Source organism: Paenibacillus sp. FW126-R14 (assembly GCF_058789495.1).
On the sequence record NZ_JBYTBS010000065.1, the window covers coordinates 23,139 to 39,097 of the forward strand.

The window sequence follows — 15,959 nt, forward strand, 5'->3', positions numbered from 1 at the left end:
AACGAAGAAAGAAGTTCACCAAATTTTTAGGGGGAAATAGCATGTCTGCACAAGTTATTAATGGAAAAGAATTAGTAAGTTCGATTCGTGAGGAAATTCGCTCGGATGCTGCAGCGCTTACGGCGCAAGGCAACCAACCAGGTCTTGTCGTAGTCATTGTGGGAGAAGACCCGGCTTCGCAAGTTTATGTCAGAAATAAAGCGAAAGCATGCGATGATGTAGGCATTTATTCGGAAGTACACCGTTTGCCTGAATCAACGACTCAACAGGAATTAATTACACTCATTCATAAATTTAATAGCGATAACCGAATTAACGGTATTCTAGTGCAATCCCCCCTTCCTAAACATATCGATGAAGAAGCTGTTGTCGACGAAATCGATCCTCTCAAAGATGTAGACTGCTTCCATCCGGTGAACGTCGGGAATTTGATGATCGGCAAAGACGGAATGAAACCTTGTACGCCTCATGGCGTCATTGAGATTTTGAAACGCACAGGTGTGGAAATTGCCGGCAAACATGCTGTCGTCGTCGGAAGAAGCAACATTGTGGGCAAGCCAATGGCGATGCTGCTGCTGCGTGAGCATGCAACGGTTTCCATCGTTCATTCCCGTACGCCGAATATGGAAGAAATCACGAAGCAAGCCGACATTCTTGTTGTTGCCGTAGGTAAAGCGCATTTAATCAAAGCACAACATGTGAAACCTGGCGCGGTCGTCATCGATGTAGGGATGAACCGTCCTGCTGACGGCAAGCTGACAGGCGATGTCGATTTCGAAGCTGTAAAAGAAATTGCCAGTGCGATTACGCCGGTGCCGGGCTGTGTAGGGCCGATGACGATTACGATGCTGCTTCGCAATACGGTGGATGCTGCAGGCCGCGCCGCCAAAACGAATGTGAGTGTTTAACCGAGTATATGGGTAGAAACGAGACCAAGATCTTTTCCGTCAAGGATTTGAACCGCTATATCAAAATGCTGCTTGAAGGCGATAACCGGCTTCAAGATGTATGGGTGCGCGGGGAGATTTCCAACTTCACGCATCATTCCAGCGGTCATATGTATTTTACACTTAAGGATGCCGATGGCAGACTGAAGAGCATTATGTTCGCCTCGCATAACCAGAGGCTCGGATTTATGCCGAAAGAGGGCACGAAAGTGATCGCCCGCGGCAATATCTCCGTCTATGAGCGGGACGGAGCTTACCAGTTCTATGTGACGGCGATGCAGCCGGACGGCATCGGCAGTCTGTATTTGGCCTTCGAGCAATTGAAAAAGAAGCTCGAAGCGGAAGGACTGTTCGCGGCGGAGCGCAAGAAACCGATTCCCCGGTTTCCGCGCGCGATCGGTGTGATCACCTCCCCGACAGGGGCCGCCATCCGTGATGTCATCATCACGCTGCAGCGGCGCTACCCGTCGGTGCAAATTCTCCTGTACCCCGTACTGGTACAGGGGACAGGGGCGGCGCCTTCGATCGTCAAAGCGATCGAAGCGATGAACCGGCTCGGTGAAGCCGACGTGCTCATCGTGGGCCGCGGAGGCGGCTCGCTCGAGGAGCTGTGGGCGTTCAACGAGGAAGCCGTAGCGCGGGCGATCAGCCACTCCGCGATTCCCGTTATCTCGGCCGTCGGCCATGAGACGGACTTCACGATCGCGGACTTCGTCGCCGATCTGAGAGCGCCGACGCCGACGGCGGCCGCCGAGCTCGCGGTGCCTAGCCGCTTCGAGCTGAAGCAGCAGGTGTCGCAGCTGTCGCAGCGGCTTCACTACGGGCTGCTCCAGCAGCTGCGCCGCAAGCAGGAACGGCTGGAGCGCGCGAAGCGCTCGCCGTTCCTGACGAACCCCCGCAGGCAGCTGCTGATGCAGCCTGCGGAAAGGCTCGACCGGCTGGCGGAGCAGCTCGGTTACCGAATGCGCCAGCGCGTAGCACGGCTGGCGGAGCGGCATATGAAGCTGGAGCGCAAGCTCTCCAGCTTCAATCCCAAAGAGCAGGCCGTGTTCGCAAGGCGGCGCCTCGATACCTCGGGGCGGCAAATGCTCACGGCCATGCAGACCCTCCTGCGTGCGAAGAAGCAGGAGTGGCAGTCCAGCGTCCGTCATCTGGACGCCCTCAGCCCGCTGAAGGTTATGCAGCGGGGCTACAGCTTGGCGTATGACGAGGAGGAGGAAGTCCTCATTCGTTCTGTCAGTCAGGTGAAGGTTGGAGATCACGTGAAGATTCGCCTCAAGGATGGCAGGTTGGACTGCCAAGTATCGGGGATGGAGGAAACTCAAGATGTCAACGAATGAAACCGAAGTAAGCTTTGAACTTGCGATCGAGCAGCTGGAGCGCATTGTGGCTCAATTAGAAAGCGGTGACGTACCCTTGGAAAAAGCGATTGAGCTTTATCAAGAAGGCGTTCGTCTCTCTCATTTGTGCGGGATAAAGCTTGAACAAGTCGAGAAGAAAATCGAGATGCTGGTTGAAGGGGAAACAGGCGCTGTGAGCAGGAAGCCTTTCCAACCTGTCTTGGAAGATAAGGGGAATTAGGTTGAAGACAATGTCCACAATTGGTGATTATATTGCATCGCATGTTGAAACGATCGAAGCGGCATTAATACAAGCGCTTCCTGCACAGTGGAATGTTCCGGCTTCGCTGCGCGAGTCCATGAACTACTCCCTTATGGCAGGCGGCAAGCGGCTGCGTCCCATTCTTGTGTTGGCAGCGGCGGAAGCGCTTGGCGGGTCTCAAACGGCTGCGCTGCCGGCTGCGCTGGCGATTGAAATGGTCCATACGTACTCGCTGGTCCATGACGATCTTCCGGCGATGGATAACGATGACTACCGCAGAGGGAAATTGACGAATCACAAAGTCTACGGGGAAGCGATGGCCATTTTGGCAGGCGATGCTTTGTTGACTCATGCTTTCTACAGCATCACACAATGTCACAGGGTGCATGGCATTCCAGCGGAACGTGTGCTGTCCATCACCGAAGAGCTTGCCGCTTATGCAGGCGCCAGGGGAATGGTCGGCGGTCAAGCGGCCGATATGCTTGGAGAACAAGGCTTGACGAAGCTGGAGGAATTAGAGTTCATCCATATGCATAAAACGAGCGATCTCATCGTATTCTCTTTACGGGCAGGCGCGCATGTTGCCGGTGCTTCCGCTGCGCAATTAGCGGCAATAACTGACTTCGGGAACGCGATTGGTCTTGCTTTTCAAATTCAAGACGATATTCTGGATATTATCGGGGATGAGAAAAAGCTCGGCAAGCCGGTGAAGAGTGACGAGAAACAACAAAAGGTAACCTATCCTTATTTTATCGGGCTCGAAGCTTCCGAGTTGAAGGTGAAGGAGCTGACGGAACAAGCCAAAAAGGCGCTGCTACAAGGCGGATTTGCCAATGCGGAGCGACTGCTTCAGCTTGCGGATTACTTAATGCAGCGGGATCATTAATGGCTGTTTTTACATATTTTGTTGTTTGCTTGGGCAGATTTTCACGATTTGCCCAAAACTATGCTATAATAGTGAAATGAATCTCAGTATTTTCACATTGAAAGTGAGGAAACAAGCGTGCTGCTCGAACAAATCAATCGACCTGAGGACTTGAAACGGTTATCCATGGCGGAGCTTGAGGTATTGGCTGGTGAAATCCGTCAATTTCTGATCGAGAAGTTATCCGTAACAGGTGGACATCTGTCATCGAACTTAGGTGTGGTTGAGCTCACCATCGCTTTACATACCTTGTTCCACAGCCCCTATGATAAATTGCTTTTTGATGTGGGTCATCAAGCGTATGTGCACAAAATTTTAACGGGCCGCAAGGATAAGTTTGATACTTTGCGTAAGTACAAAGGGTTGTGCGGGTTTATCAAGCGATCCGAAAGTGAACACGACGTCTGGGAAGCCGGACACAGCAGTACCTCCTTGTCCGCAGCGATGGGTATGGCCATGGCGCGGGATCTGAAAGGCGAGCACAACAAAGTAGTTGCAATCATCGGTGATGGCGCAATCACAGGCGGTATGGCGTTGGAAGCCATGAATCACATTGGTCACGAAAAGAAAAATATTATGGTCATTCTGAATGACAACGAAATGTCCATTGCGCCCAACGTAGGGGCGATTCATAATTATTTGAGCAAAATTCGTTCCGATCGTCATTATTTGAAGGCCAAAGAAGAAGTTGAACATTTACTGAAGAAAATACCTGCCATCGGCGGCACGCTGGCGAAAACAGCGGAGAAGCTGAAGGACAGTCTCAAATATTTTGTGTTGAACGGAGTTTGGTTTGAAGAGTTAGGCTTTACCTACATCGGGCCGGTAGATGGACACAACTTGCCTGTCTTGCTGGACACATTGAAACAAGCCGAGAAAGTGGTCGGACCTGTTCTCGTGCACGTTGTTACAATGAAAGGGAAGGGATACACACCTGCCGAGCAGGATTCCCACAGCTGGCACGGCCCTGGACCATACAAAATCGAGTCCGGCCAAGTGCTTAAATCGGTTGGTCCTCCGATGTATACGGAGGTTTTCGGCAACACGCTTATTGAGTTGGCTGAGAAGGACTCCCGTATTGTGGCGGTTACACCAGCGATGCCGGGCGGATCTGGCCTGCTTAAGTTCGCCAAACAATTCCCAAGCCGCATGATTGACGTGGGGATAGCTGAGCAGCATGCGGCAACGCTATGCGCAGGTCTTGCCAGCGAAGGATTGAAGCCGGTTTTTGCAGTGTACTCCACTTTCTTGCAAAGAGCCTACGATCAAGTCGTGCATGATATTTGCCGTCCGAATCTGAATGTAGCTTTTGCGATTGACCGTGCCGGTTTTGTCGGACCAGACGGTGAAACGCATCAAGGGGTATACGATATCGCTTTCTTGCGTTCCCTGCCTAACATGGTACTGATGATGCCCAAGGATGAGAAAGAGCTGCGAGATATGATGCAGACTGCGCTCGAATATAACGACGGACCGATTGCCTATCGTTATCCCCGGAATAGCGGAATTGGGGCAAGTCTGGATGAAACGCCGACAGCGATCCCGATCGGAACTTGGGAAACGCTGCGTGATGGCGATTATGCTGCCGTTTTGGCGGTCGGACCGATGGTTCAGGTTGCCCAAGATGCTGCTGAGCAATTAGCGAAAGAAGGGATCAACCTTCGCGTCGTGAATGCACGGTTCATCAAACCGATGGATGAAGCTTATCTTCGTCAACTTGCTGTTGAATCCATCCCGGTCATCACGATGGAAGAGGGCGCGATTCAAGGCGGGTTTGGCAGTGCCGTCATGGAATATTTTGCAGCGAATCATTTCACCGGAATGCACGTTCATGTGATGGGGATTCCCGATTATTTCGTAGAGCACGGATCGGTCAAAGAACAGCGTGAAGAAGTGGGCCTTACTGCACTTAATTTAATTGCCGAAGTGAAGAAGCTCATGCCTCGCAAGAAACAACGGGCCTAGAAGCGGCAACGACAGGAATAGGAGTAAAAACAAACATAATGTCATCAGATAAAGAACGTTTGGATATATTGCTCTTGGAGCAAGGCTATTTTGAAAGCAGGGAAAAAGCGAAGGCCGCCATTATGGCAGGCCTTGTTTTTGCTGATGAAGAACCGGCGGATAAGGCGGGAATGAAGATCAGCCGGAAAGCCGTGCTGAAGGTGAAAGGCGCGCTGCATCCTTATGTCAGCAGAGGCGGACTTAAGCTGGAGAAGGCGTTAAAGCAGTTCGATATCAACCTGACAGATGCTGTTATGTTGGATATTGGCGCTTCGACGGGCGGATTTACGGATTGCGCACTGCAGAACGGCGCATCCCTCGTATATGCGGTTGACGTAGGTTATAATCAACTGGATTGGTCGCTGCGCAATGATGAGCGGGTTCAAGTCATGGAGCGAACAAATTTCCGTTACACGACAATGGACGATTTGAACGGGCCGCGGCCTACTTTTGCCAGCATCGATGTCTCTTTTATTTCGCTGCGAATTATTTTGCCTCCGCTTAAAGAGATTTTACTCGACCAGGGAGCCGTTGTGGCGCTCATTAAACCGCAATTTGAAGCAGGCAGGGAGAAAGTAGGCAAATCAGGCGTCGTTCGTGACCCGGATGTGCATGTCGACGTATTGACGACCGTCCTTACTTTTGCGGGAGAGCTTGGTTTCCGATTGAAAGGTTTGACGTACTCGCCAATAACGGGCGGAGAAGGAAATATCGAATTCTTAGCTTACTGGTCAAGCGATTCGAACGATGATGCCAATCTTGCTGACGCTGCTTCGCTGAAAGACCTCATTGCTCTTACTGTCAAAGAAGCACAAAAATTGCATGGCAAATAAACTCATCTTTGAGCATGCTTGTTGCTGCCCAGAGATGGGTTTTTTCACTAGATAAGAAAGTATAAGATTTATACTTTTGCTTCGCATCTACCTTGACAAACGCCCTCGTCCAAAAAAGGACGATGAAGTTCGTTTATCCTTGCTTCATAAAAAGGATTTTCGGACAATATCCGCGAATACTATGGCGAGGTGAGGGACATGGAGAACGGCGATGTCACAGTCATATTGCTGATTCTGATTGTTGTTGCTGGATTTCTTTTTATACGATTTCAGCGGTGGTTAGACGGGCCGGCGAAAAAGCGAACCAGAATTCCAAGACATTCGGAAATTGCTCAGGATGAGGTTGTAGAGCTGCTCGAAGGGGCAGGTTTCGATGTGATAGCCGGGAAAACCAAGATTCCGATCTCCATGACCGTAAACGATAGAGAACAGTTGGAAAGCCGGTTATTTATTGACTATTTTGTCCAAAAAGATGACAAGATTTACTTGGTTAAAGTAGCCAAGGAACGCAAACCGCTTGAAATGACAGGTAGTTCTGTACGCGATATGCTGCTGGCTTACAGCCTGATTTATCCGGAGGCTGATGGGGTGCTTTATGTCGATATGGCCATGAATAAAATCAAAAAAATCACATTCCATATAGAGGTGTAGGCATGAAAGGTCAAAGGCATGTAAAAATCAGGGAAATCATTACGAATAACGAAATTGAAACCCAGGATGAATTGGTGGAGTCCCTGCGGGCAGCCGGATTTCATGTTACGCAGGCGACGGTTTCCCGGGACATTAAGGAGCTGCATCTCATTAAAATTCCGTTGGATGACGGCAGATATAAATATTCGATGCCGGCCGACCAGCGTTTCAACCCGATGCAAAGGCTTCGCAGAGCGTTAAGCGACCATTTTGTAAGCATCGATTATACAGATAATCTTGTTGTGATGAAATGTTTGCCGGGTACCGCCAACACCATCTGTGCGCTGATTGATAATTTGGAGTGGGACGGGGTCATGGGAACCATTTGCGGGGATGATACGATTCTCGTGATTTGCCGCGGCAAAGAGAACAGCGTTACTTTTGTAAACGAAGTTATGTCCTTATTATCTTAAAGCCAGGAGGAATACATGCTTACAGAATTATCGATTCGCAATTTGGCTGTTATTGAACACGTACATATTCGTTTTAAAAGCGGGTTTCATGTCCTTACGGGAGAAACCGGGGCAGGGAAATCGATTATCATTGATGCGCTGACGCTCATTGTTGGCGGTAGAGGCTCTTCTGACCTCGTCCGGTACGGAGCAGACAAAGCGGAGATTGAAGCCATGTTTGAGCTGTCCCCAACGCATCCTGTTTGGCATACGCTTACAGAGCTAGGCATTGAAGCAGACCCTGGCGAGCATCTGCTGATTCGGCGGGAGATTACCGCTACCGGTAAGAGCTCCAGCCGGATCAATGGGCAGCTAGTGAATTTGACCATGCTGCGGCAAACGGGGGAGTGGCTCGTTAATATTCATGGACAGCATGAGCACCAATCCCTGCTCAACGATGAAGAACATATACATTCGCTTGATTTATTTGGAGATGCCGAAATTGCTGCAGCGAAGAAGAGATATCAAGCTGCTTATGACGAATATATGAAGCTGCATAAAGATTTGCGTGAGCTCCAGGAAACGAGCAAACAAGCGCTTCAGATGCTGGATTTATATCGTTTCCAAATCGATGAGATTTCTGCCGCGAAGCTCAAGATTGGCGAGGACGAGGCGCTGGCCGAAGAGAAGCGGAAGCTGGCCAATGCCGAGAAGCTGTATCAAAGCTCTTCCGAAGCGTATGATTTTCTCTACGCCACCAATCGCGGTTTAGACGCTGCAGGGAAGGCTGTCGCAAGAATCCAGGATATCGTACAGCTGGACCCGGTTAAGCTAACTCCGCTGCTCGAACAAGCTCAGACGGCTTACTATCAGCTTGAGGATGCTGCTTACCAATTGCGGGACTACCGAGACGATATAGAATTCAATCCGTCGCGATTGGATTTTATTGAACAAAGATTGGATACAATTACGTCTCTTCGCCGAAAATATGGAGAGAATATAAAAGAGATCCTAACTTACCTCGAAAAAATAAAAACAGAAGTCGATACCATCGAAAATAAGGACGAGCATATCCGGAAAATTGAAGAGAAGCTGGCTGTTCTGGAAAAAGATTTGAGCATAGCCGCTCTTGATCTCTCTCATTTGCGCCGCGGCATCGCTCAGCAGCTCGCCGCTCAGATTGAGCATGAGCTTCGCGATCTGCAAATGGAACGCACACAGTTCCGCGTCCAGGTCGAGCAAGTGCTTGATGAGCGAAATGGCATAGAAGTCGAAGGGGCCAAAGTGAAATATTCGCGTCAAGGCATCGATCAAATCGAGTTCCTCATGGCGCCAAATCCCGGAGAACCGCTGCGCGGGCTCAGCAAAATCGCTTCCGGCGGGGAATTGTCGCGGATCATGCTGGCCATGAAAACGATCTTCGCCCGCATTGATCAGATCCCTGTTCTCGTCTTTGATGAAGTAGACACGGGCGTTAGCGGGCGTGCCGCGCAAGCGATCGCGGAGAAAATGTCCAACTTATCTGATAGTTGTCAGGTTTTCTCGATTACACATTTGCCTCAGGTAGCCAGTTTCGCTGACGTTCATTTCTATATTCGTAAAGAAGTAGACCAGGAAAGAACATTTACCCGTGTGCAAGACATGCCGGATTCCGGGCGGATTGAAGAATTAGCCCGCATGCTCGGCGGGGTTGAAGTGACGGAAACGACGCTGCATCATGCCGGGGAAATGCTTGCCATGGCAAGAAATAAGAAAGCAAGGGCATGAAAGTATAGATAGTCATCATTTTCAGTTATAAAACAGGGGGAGTGGGGTTAACTTATAGGTACGCATTTGACGACGCAGATCGTCAGGGCCTAAGGATGTGTGAGGGAGCGTGAAGATATTGCAATCCAGCAAAAGGAAAAGATTGTTCGGACTCCTGCTCGTCTTCTTCGTTTGTTTGGTAAGTTTGTCTCCGCCTTTTCAAAGCTTTGCCTCCTTCCCCCAGGAACTCCGCTTGTTCAGCGGGCAAGGGAAGCAGTTGCAATTAACGATGCCGGTCAGCGCTCAAGTGACAGTCAAAGACACGGACATTGTGAAAGTAAACGGCAATGCCGAGCACTCATTTCAAGTTAATCTGAACGAACCCATTTCATTACAATCCGATCGCTCTGGGCAAACGGAAATGAAGCTCAAGCTGTTCGGCGCAATTCCGATCAAAACAGTGAAAGTGAATGTAGTCCCTGACTTGCGAGTCATTCCCGGGGGTCAAACGATCGGTGTAAAAATTAAGTCTGCCGGTATTTTGGTTGTAGGCCATCACTTAGTAACTGTTGCCCCGGACCAAAAAGTTTCACCCGGGGAAGAAGCGAAAATTCAAGTCGGTGATTTAATTACCAAAATCAATGGCAAGGAATCCAAAGACGTCAGCAAAGTGGCGGACCTCGTTGCTAAATCCGGGGAGAGTAAAACTCCTTTGGACCTCAAAATCCTGCGCAACAATGAGGAGATTTCTGTCAAGCTTCAGCCAGTCTATGATGTTGTGGACAAATCTTATCGGTTAGGGCTATATATTCGCGATTCGGCAGCAGGCGTTGGAACGTTGACTTTCTATGCGCCCGACCAAGGTGTTTACGGAGCTCTGGGCCATGTGATTACCGATATGGACACTCAAACACCGATTATCGTCGGTGACGGAGATATCGTTTACTCCAATGTGACCTCGATTTCCAAGAGCCACAACGGAGATCCCGGTGAGAAGCATGCTACCCTGTACAAAGACAGCAAAGTGATTGGGAATATCGAGCGAAATACAGCATTTGGCATATTCGGCAAAATGTATGCCGCCCCTGACCACAGCTTGGACAAAGAGGCGATTCCCGTTGCTTTCGCAGAGGAAGTGAAGGAAGGACCCGCGCAAATTTATACAGTTGTGGAAGGACAGAAGGTTGAGAAATTCGATATTCAGGTCGTACACGTATCCAAACAGGAAACGCCGGGTACCAAAGGCATGGTTATTAAAATCACAGACCCGCGTTTACTGGATAAAACAGGCGGTATTGTTCAAGGGATGAGCGGCAGCCCCATCATTCAAAACGGCAAGCTTATCGGCGCTGTTACGCATGTGTTTGTTAATGATCCTACAAGCGGCTACGGCTGTTTCATTGAATGGATGCTGCAGGATTCAGGGATAATTCTTAGACCTTCGTCTGGAGCGTCTTATAAAGAATCAAAGGCCAGTTAGAGGCCTTTGGTTCTTTATTTTATTTTAACCGGATTCTACAATGGAATATCCGTTTTACAGTGATTTTGTCGAAAAATGTAGTAAGTAGAAGATAAATATATTATTATATAAGAAACCGGAATAAAAGAAAAGAAAAATAATATTCGACAGAAGGAATTTAACTTGGGGTGTCGAATACCTTTCTTAAGAGAGAAATTACAAACTGCCCAGTAGCTAAAGGAGGATATTACGTTGCAAAAAATTCAAGTTTTACTAGCCGACGATAATCGCGAGTTTACCCATTTGTTATCTGAGTTCATTGGTGAACAGGAGGATATGGAAATCGTTGGGGTCGCGTACAACGGCAATGAAGTTCTTCGTTTTATCGAACAACAGCGCGAATTGCCTGACGTACTCATTTTAGATATTATTATGCCTCACTTGGATGGTCTGGGCGTGCTTGAGAAAATGCGTGAAATGAACCTCCCTACACAACCGAAGATTATTATGCTGACGGCTTTCGGCCAGGAAAATATTACCCAAAAGGCAGTGCAGCTTGGAGCCTCCTATTACATACTTAAACCTTTTGATATGGAAACGTTAACGAACCGTATTCGCCAGTTGGTTGGCAACAATCAATCCGCCGCAACAACTTCTACCTCTTCAACACCTCGCGCAAATGTCGTACATATGCCTAAAGGAAAAAATTTGGACGCAAATATTACAAGCATCATACATGAAATCGGCGTTCCTGCACATATTAAAGGATATCAGTATCTTCGCGAAGCGATTACGATGGTGTATAACAATATCGAAATTCTTGGTGCTATTACAAAAACGTTGTACCCGGCCATCGCCGAAAAGTACAAAACAACGCCAAGCCGCGTCGAACGCGCCATCCGTCATGCGATTGAAGTCGCTTGGACGCGCGGCAACATCGACAGCATCTCTTTTATTTTTGGCTACACGATTAATATCTCGAAATCGAAGCCGACGAATAGCGAATTCATCGCGATGGTGGCGGATAAGCTCAGAATTGAGCATAAGGTTTCTTGAGAGGGTTAGAATCTTTGTGTGGTAAGGGATTTGGGAACAGAATCCAGTTAGAACCATTTTGCGTATAAATATCGCTAATGGACGATTCTATGCCGATAAACTTCTGTTAGTAAGTTCAACAAATACCGCTTATTTATTGGGTTCCAATAATCCAATGAAAAGGCGGTTTTTTTATTGACTGATTTAGAATTTCAACTGAACAATTTCATGCTTTATTGCTCAAGTAAAAACTTATTAAGAAAGACATTGGCAAGTTACGAACAGACTATAAAACTTTTTACTAAGTATTTTATAAGAGGAATTTCAAATTGAGGAAGTAAAGAAAATTCAAACGGGTCATATTCGCTAGTATATTAAAAATTTGAGGGGAAAAGGTAAATACACTGTTGTAAATAAAAAATAAAGTTAGGAAAAGAATCAATTCGAAAAATGGCTCAATCCCAGTTCAAAAAGGGTTTGAAGCCTTTTTGTTATGTCTAAATTCAGCCTGGGCAAATCTATTTGACATATAGTAAGCTGCTGCTTTAATTCTTAATACTTTTTGATGTATGAAATTGTAAATAAAAGCAGGAAAATGTTGTATTATGTAGAAAAGTATATAAGACAATTGTACTAACCAACATAAGGAGCGATAATTGAATGAAAAGTAACATTAAGAGTATAAAAGGATTTGTTTTAGGTTTTGGTTGCTGTGCACTTTTAACAAGCGGAATTGCGTATGCAGCAGATGCTGTTAAGTTAGATGCATATTTTGGTGTTAAGTTAATGCAAAATGGTATTGATAAGACTCCACAAGATAAAAAGCCATTCATTGTTGATGGTAGTACATATGTCCCATTAAAAGCGGTTTCGGAGCTATTGGGTGCTAATATTTCATGGGATGGTGACAATAGTGCTGTAATATTAGGGCAAAAAGTCGAAGGAGAACCACTACCTACTCCATCTGCAATGAAAAGCGATTACAGTTTTAAATTACTTTCAAATCAACAAATGACTATTAATGGTAAAAGCTATGGAAATGTAGGGACAAGCTTTTCAAGTGGTGGTGGTTACTCTGATAACCGTACAAGTTTAGCAACTTATGATCTTAACTCACAGTTTTCATATTTAACTTTAAGTGTTGGGATGGATGATAAAGGCTATAGTACATATAGTGCAGCTACAAGAACTGTAAGTTTTAAAAACCAAGATGGCAAAGTTATAAAGCAAGTAGTTCTTGGCAAAGGTTCAATTCAAGAAGCATTGAAATTGGATGTTAAAGGTGTACTACAATTGAATGTTGAAATCACTGGAGTTGAAGATGGTACGTGTATCATAGACTTAATAAACCCAGTATTATCTAAATGAGGAACTTCGGTTCCTTTTTTCTTTATCTCTAAAATGAATGCCTTTAAGAACTTTTGGCTTGGTTCGCTAAAACGCCCTACATCGAAAGGGACGAAAAGCAGGGCACGTATAGGCTATTCCTTTGTTAGTACCAGTGATCAAAATCTTGATTTGCAAACAAACGCATTAAAATTTATCTTTTCAGTTTTAATAACAGTTGCTTGGACTGCATATTACTATTTAGGTAAACTCGCAGATGGTCTTTGTAATTGGACACATTGCTAATAGTCTATAAAAGAGATGTTTAGTGTGGAGGATCAGGGAGGATTACATGCAAAAATATAAGATAAAGTTTTGTCTGATGGTTACTATAATGATAGCACTTACTGGATGTACAAGTCCCTTTTCATCATCCCAAAGTGACAAAAGCTCAGATACATCTTCGTTAATTTCAACACCGACTTCGAGTGTAAAGACCACAACAACATCAGAAACGGGAGCAAATCCAATTCAAACTCCAGTACCAACACAAATGTCAGTACCTGAGCAAGAGGCAGGAGTCAATAGTGCTATTGCTTTAAAATCTTTCAAAGCAGTTTTACAGAATAAGATCAAGTTTATAAGCACAGATGAAAGGAATAATGTATATTTAGACGATTTACTAACTAATGGAAAAGTATTTGATGCTATCTTCAAAGTTAAACGCTTTACTTTGCTTGATTTGGATGATGACAATATACCTGAAGTTATTCTTGAATTAGCAACAGGAGAATACCCTCAGTTTTATGAAATCCTTCACTATTTGGATGGTTCTGTTTATGGATACATTCTGGGAAATAGACAATTTAATAGTCTTAAAGTGGATGGGACATTTGGTTGGGCTGGTAGTGCAGCTTATAATGGGTTTGGAAAACTAAGATTCAAAAAAGAAGCCTCTGAAATTAACAATTTGGGGTATCGAGATTCCACCTTCGATGGCAAGGCAGTTGATAAATTTATTATTAATGATAAACCAGTTACCGAAGAATCATATGAATCTTTCCGTAAAAAACAAGATGATAAAAAAGATGTAGAATGGTATGAATTTTCTCAACAGAATATTGAGGCAGTACTAAATGGTCAATATTCTAAAGCTTTAAAAGCATCCTTTGAAGGAGAGTATGTTACTAGTCTACAGAATCTTATTCCTAAAGGTTGGAAATTTCTTGAAAAAGGTAAAGGACAACCTGTTAAAGCAATAGGTGATCTAAATAAAGATGGCATAGATGATGTTGCTATTGTTATTGAAGGAGAAAACAGCAAAAAGGATGAAGCTCCCCCAAGAGCTTTGTTGATTGCTTTTGGCAAAGGAAACAATCAGTATTGGCTCTCCATCATCGCAGATAAGGCAATATTATTGGCAGATGAAGGTGGAGTATTTGGTGACCCGTTAGAGGGAATCACCATTGATAGAGGTTCTGTAGTAATTAGCTTTTACGGTGGGAGTAGCGATAGGTGGTATTATAAATATAGATTTAGATTTCAAGATAATGATTGGTATTTAATTGGAGCTACATTAGGTGATTATTACACTGGGACAATGACGATGGACAATGCTAATGAAAAGGACTATAACTTGCTTACAGGTGACTATGTTATAAGAGAAACTGATCAGCATGATCCAAGTAAATCAAACACGACAAGAGGTAATAGGGGGAGAACGAATCTTTTAAAGTTAAAGGATTTTTATGCGGATGATAGTGAAGATCAATTTTTGAAATAAGATATCTTCATATGCGCTAAATATTAGAGTCAAGAGGGTGAGAATAGTGGTTAAAACTATATACAGTTATTTTAATTCTCAATATTTACGCGTAACTGATGAGGAGTATGTTGTTGGAAATAAAAATGAAGCTATATAGCGTATCTCGTAGTTAATTGGTAATATATAGGTGATAGACTGTCGATGAAACTACGAGGAGAGTGTGTATAACAATGGGTATTAAGAAAAAAATATTAGTTTCAACTGGGGTTACAACTCTTGCTGTTGCAGTTTTTTCTTTAGGCGTGTATGCCGCGTCAGACATTAAATTGATTATTAATGGTAAATCTGTGAGCGCGGATATTCAAATAGTAGATGGAAGCAGTTATGTCCCTTTAAGAGTCGTGAGCGAATCTCTCGGAGCTGAAGTCAAATGGGATGGAGATTCCAGAACAATTACTATTAATGGTGCTAAGGGTGCTGAAGCAGCTAAACCAGGCGTTAAATCCTATAATGTAGATATTAATGTTGAAAGCGGCCCAATGAAATTGAAAATTAATAAGGTTACTCTTGATCCAGAATACCAACAGTCCGCGTATGATAAGAAAATTAAGGCAATTGTAATGGATGTAAGTGTTGAGAACACCTCAGATCAAACAATCAATTGGTATCCTACCCAAGGCAAGCTTGCTTTAAATACGAAAGAACAAATTGAATCACCAAGTTTTCAGTCAGATCGTGTTGACGGAGAGTTTATCGGGAAAGTGAATAAAGCTGGCAAAATGGTATTTGAGGTAAAAGGCGACCTGAATACAATTACTAGCTTTAACTATGTGATTAGTGGTGCTTTGGATAAACAGACTTTTAAACGAGTAGGCGAAGACAAAACAGTTGAAATCATACTGAAGTAATTTATACATATAAACGAGAAGGCGTCAACCTAGTGGTTGGCGTTTTTTGTTTTCGAGGGGAGGAAAGGGAATGAATCATAAGTTAAGAGTATGGCTAAAGAGTTTGCAAAAAAGTTCCATAGCAGCAAAGCATGGAAAGAGTCTAGCCAATAAACATTTCCCCATCTCAGCCAGTAAACCTTTTTAGTTTTGGGTTTTTATATTGCCAACGCAAAAGTTTCTCGAAAAAAAATCACGATACTAAACATGCCTTGCTTAACATCTTGCTGTATAAATTCATTAATCTAAATGAACTTCTAATATTTTCCTAATAAAATGGTGCTACTA

Annotated in this window: 14 protein-coding genes; all 14 read left to right on the forward strand. The window is 45.1% G+C overall.

Going from position 1 to position 15,959, the window contains the following annotated elements:
• The first annotated feature begins 41 nt into the window (after nucleotides 1–41).
• The 14 genes from folD to AC3WRW_RS28595 all read left to right on the forward strand — a co-directional run bounded on the left by folD (nucleotide 42) and on the right by AC3WRW_RS28595 (nucleotide 15,632).
• A complete protein-coding gene (folD, locus tag AC3WRW_RS28530) occupies nucleotides 42–908 on the forward strand; it encodes a bifunctional methylenetetrahydrofolate dehydrogenase/methenyltetrahydrofolate cyclohydrolase FolD (protein WP_171682192.1) in 867 nt (288 codons plus the stop codon).
• Nucleotides 909–916: 8 nt separating this feature from the next.
• A complete protein-coding gene (gene xseA, locus AC3WRW_RS28535; protein WP_492549602.1) occupies nucleotides 917–2,287 on the forward strand; it encodes an exodeoxyribonuclease VII large subunit in 1,371 nt (456 codons plus the stop codon).
• Complete coding sequence (gene xseB, locus AC3WRW_RS28540) at nucleotides 2,274–2,528, forward strand: exodeoxyribonuclease VII small subunit (protein WP_171682190.1); 255 nt, start codon at nucleotides 2,274–2,276, stop codon at nucleotides 2,526–2,528. The genes xseA and xseB overlap by 14 nt, the downstream gene beginning before the upstream one ends.
• Before the next feature lie 10 nt (nucleotides 2,529–2,538).
• On the forward strand, nucleotides 2,539–3,435 hold the full coding sequence (locus AC3WRW_RS28545; RefSeq protein ID WP_492549603.1) for a polyprenyl synthetase family protein: 897 nt from the start codon (nucleotides 2,539–2,541) through the stop codon (nucleotides 3,433–3,435).
• Nucleotides 3,436–3,552: 117 nt separating this feature from the next.
• Nucleotides 3,553–5,439 (forward strand): 1-deoxy-D-xylulose-5-phosphate synthase, encoded by a 1,887-nt coding sequence (gene dxs, locus AC3WRW_RS28550; RefSeq protein WP_492549604.1) that lies wholly within the window; start codon nucleotides 3,553–3,555, stop codon nucleotides 5,437–5,439.
• 38 nt (nucleotides 5,440–5,477) lie between these two features.
• On the forward strand, nucleotides 5,478–6,311 hold the full coding sequence (locus AC3WRW_RS28555; protein WP_492549605.1) for a TlyA family RNA methyltransferase: 834 nt from the start codon (nucleotides 5,478–5,480) through the stop codon (nucleotides 6,309–6,311).
• Nucleotides 6,312–6,509: 198 nt separating this feature from the next.
• Nucleotides 6,510–6,962: a hypothetical protein gene (locus tag AC3WRW_RS28560; protein ID WP_492549606.1), complete on the forward strand. Its 453-nt coding sequence runs from the start codon at nucleotides 6,510–6,512 to the stop codon at nucleotides 6,960–6,962.
• A gap of 2 nt (nucleotides 6,963–6,964) precedes the next feature.
• Entirely contained in the window at nucleotides 6,965–7,414 is a 450-nt protein-coding gene (ahrC, locus tag AC3WRW_RS28565) for a transcriptional regulator AhrC/ArgR (RefSeq protein ID WP_171682186.1), read from the forward strand.
• A 15-nt stretch (nucleotides 7,415–7,429) separates the two neighbouring features.
• Nucleotides 7,430–9,160: a DNA repair protein RecN gene (gene recN, locus AC3WRW_RS28570; RefSeq protein ID WP_492549607.1), complete on the forward strand. Its 1,731-nt coding sequence runs from the start codon at nucleotides 7,430–7,432 to the stop codon at nucleotides 9,158–9,160.
• Between the two features lie 118 nt (nucleotides 9,161–9,278).
• Nucleotides 9,279–10,619, forward strand: coding sequence for a SpoIVB peptidase (gene spoIVB, locus AC3WRW_RS28575; protein WP_492549611.1), 1,341 nt, complete (start codon nucleotides 9,279–9,281; stop codon nucleotides 10,617–10,619).
• 231 nt (nucleotides 10,620–10,850) lie between these two features.
• A complete protein-coding gene (gene spo0A, locus AC3WRW_RS28580; protein ID WP_171682184.1) occupies nucleotides 10,851–11,654 on the forward strand; it encodes a sporulation transcription factor Spo0A in 804 nt (267 codons plus the stop codon).
• A gap of 639 nt (nucleotides 11,655–12,293) precedes the next feature.
• A complete protein-coding gene (locus AC3WRW_RS28585; RefSeq protein ID WP_492549608.1) occupies nucleotides 12,294–13,001 on the forward strand; it encodes a stalk domain-containing protein in 708 nt (235 codons plus the stop codon).
• 310 nt (nucleotides 13,002–13,311) lie between these two features.
• Nucleotides 13,312–14,742, forward strand: a complete 1,431-nt coding sequence (locus AC3WRW_RS28590; protein ID WP_492549609.1) for a hypothetical protein — start codon at nucleotides 13,312–13,314, stop codon at nucleotides 14,740–14,742.
• A gap of 212 nt (nucleotides 14,743–14,954) precedes the next feature.
• A complete protein-coding gene (locus tag AC3WRW_RS28595) occupies nucleotides 14,955–15,632 on the forward strand; it encodes a stalk domain-containing protein (RefSeq protein ID WP_492549610.1) in 678 nt (225 codons plus the stop codon).
• Nucleotides 15,633–15,959 lie beyond the last annotated feature (327 nt).

What these genes read in the sequence shown, in the direction of transcription:
- folD (WP_171682192.1), top strand. Translation starts at nt 42, where the DNA reads ATGTCTGCACAAGTTATTAATGGAAAAGAATTAGTAAGTTCGATTCGT.
- xseA (WP_492549602.1), top strand. Translation starts at nt 917, where the DNA reads ATGGGTAGAAACGAGACCAAGATCTTTTCCGTCAAGGATTTGAACCGC.
- xseB (WP_171682190.1), top strand. Translation starts at nt 2,274, where the DNA reads ATGTCAACGAATGAAACCGAAGTAAGCTTTGAACTTGCGATCGAGCAG.
- AC3WRW_RS28545 (WP_492549603.1), top strand. Translation starts at nt 2,539, where the DNA reads ATGTCCACAATTGGTGATTATATTGCATCGCATGTTGAAACGATCGAA.
- AC3WRW_RS28555 (WP_492549605.1), top strand. Translation starts at nt 5,478, where the DNA reads ATGTCATCAGATAAAGAACGTTTGGATATATTGCTCTTGGAGCAAGGC.
- AC3WRW_RS28560 (WP_492549606.1), top strand. Translation starts at nt 6,510, where the DNA reads ATGGAGAACGGCGATGTCACAGTCATATTGCTGATTCTGATTGTTGTT.
- ahrC (WP_171682186.1), top strand. Translation starts at nt 6,965, where the DNA reads ATGAAAGGTCAAAGGCATGTAAAAATCAGGGAAATCATTACGAATAAC.
- recN (WP_492549607.1), top strand. Translation starts at nt 7,430, where the DNA reads ATGCTTACAGAATTATCGATTCGCAATTTGGCTGTTATTGAACACGTA.
- AC3WRW_RS28585 (WP_492549608.1), top strand. Translation starts at nt 12,294, where the DNA reads ATGAAAAGTAACATTAAGAGTATAAAAGGATTTGTTTTAGGTTTTGGT.
- AC3WRW_RS28590 (WP_492549609.1), top strand. Translation starts at nt 13,312, where the DNA reads ATGCAAAAATATAAGATAAAGTTTTGTCTGATGGTTACTATAATGATA.
- AC3WRW_RS28595 (WP_492549610.1), top strand. Translation starts at nt 14,955, where the DNA reads ATGGGTATTAAGAAAAAAATATTAGTTTCAACTGGGGTTACAACTCTT.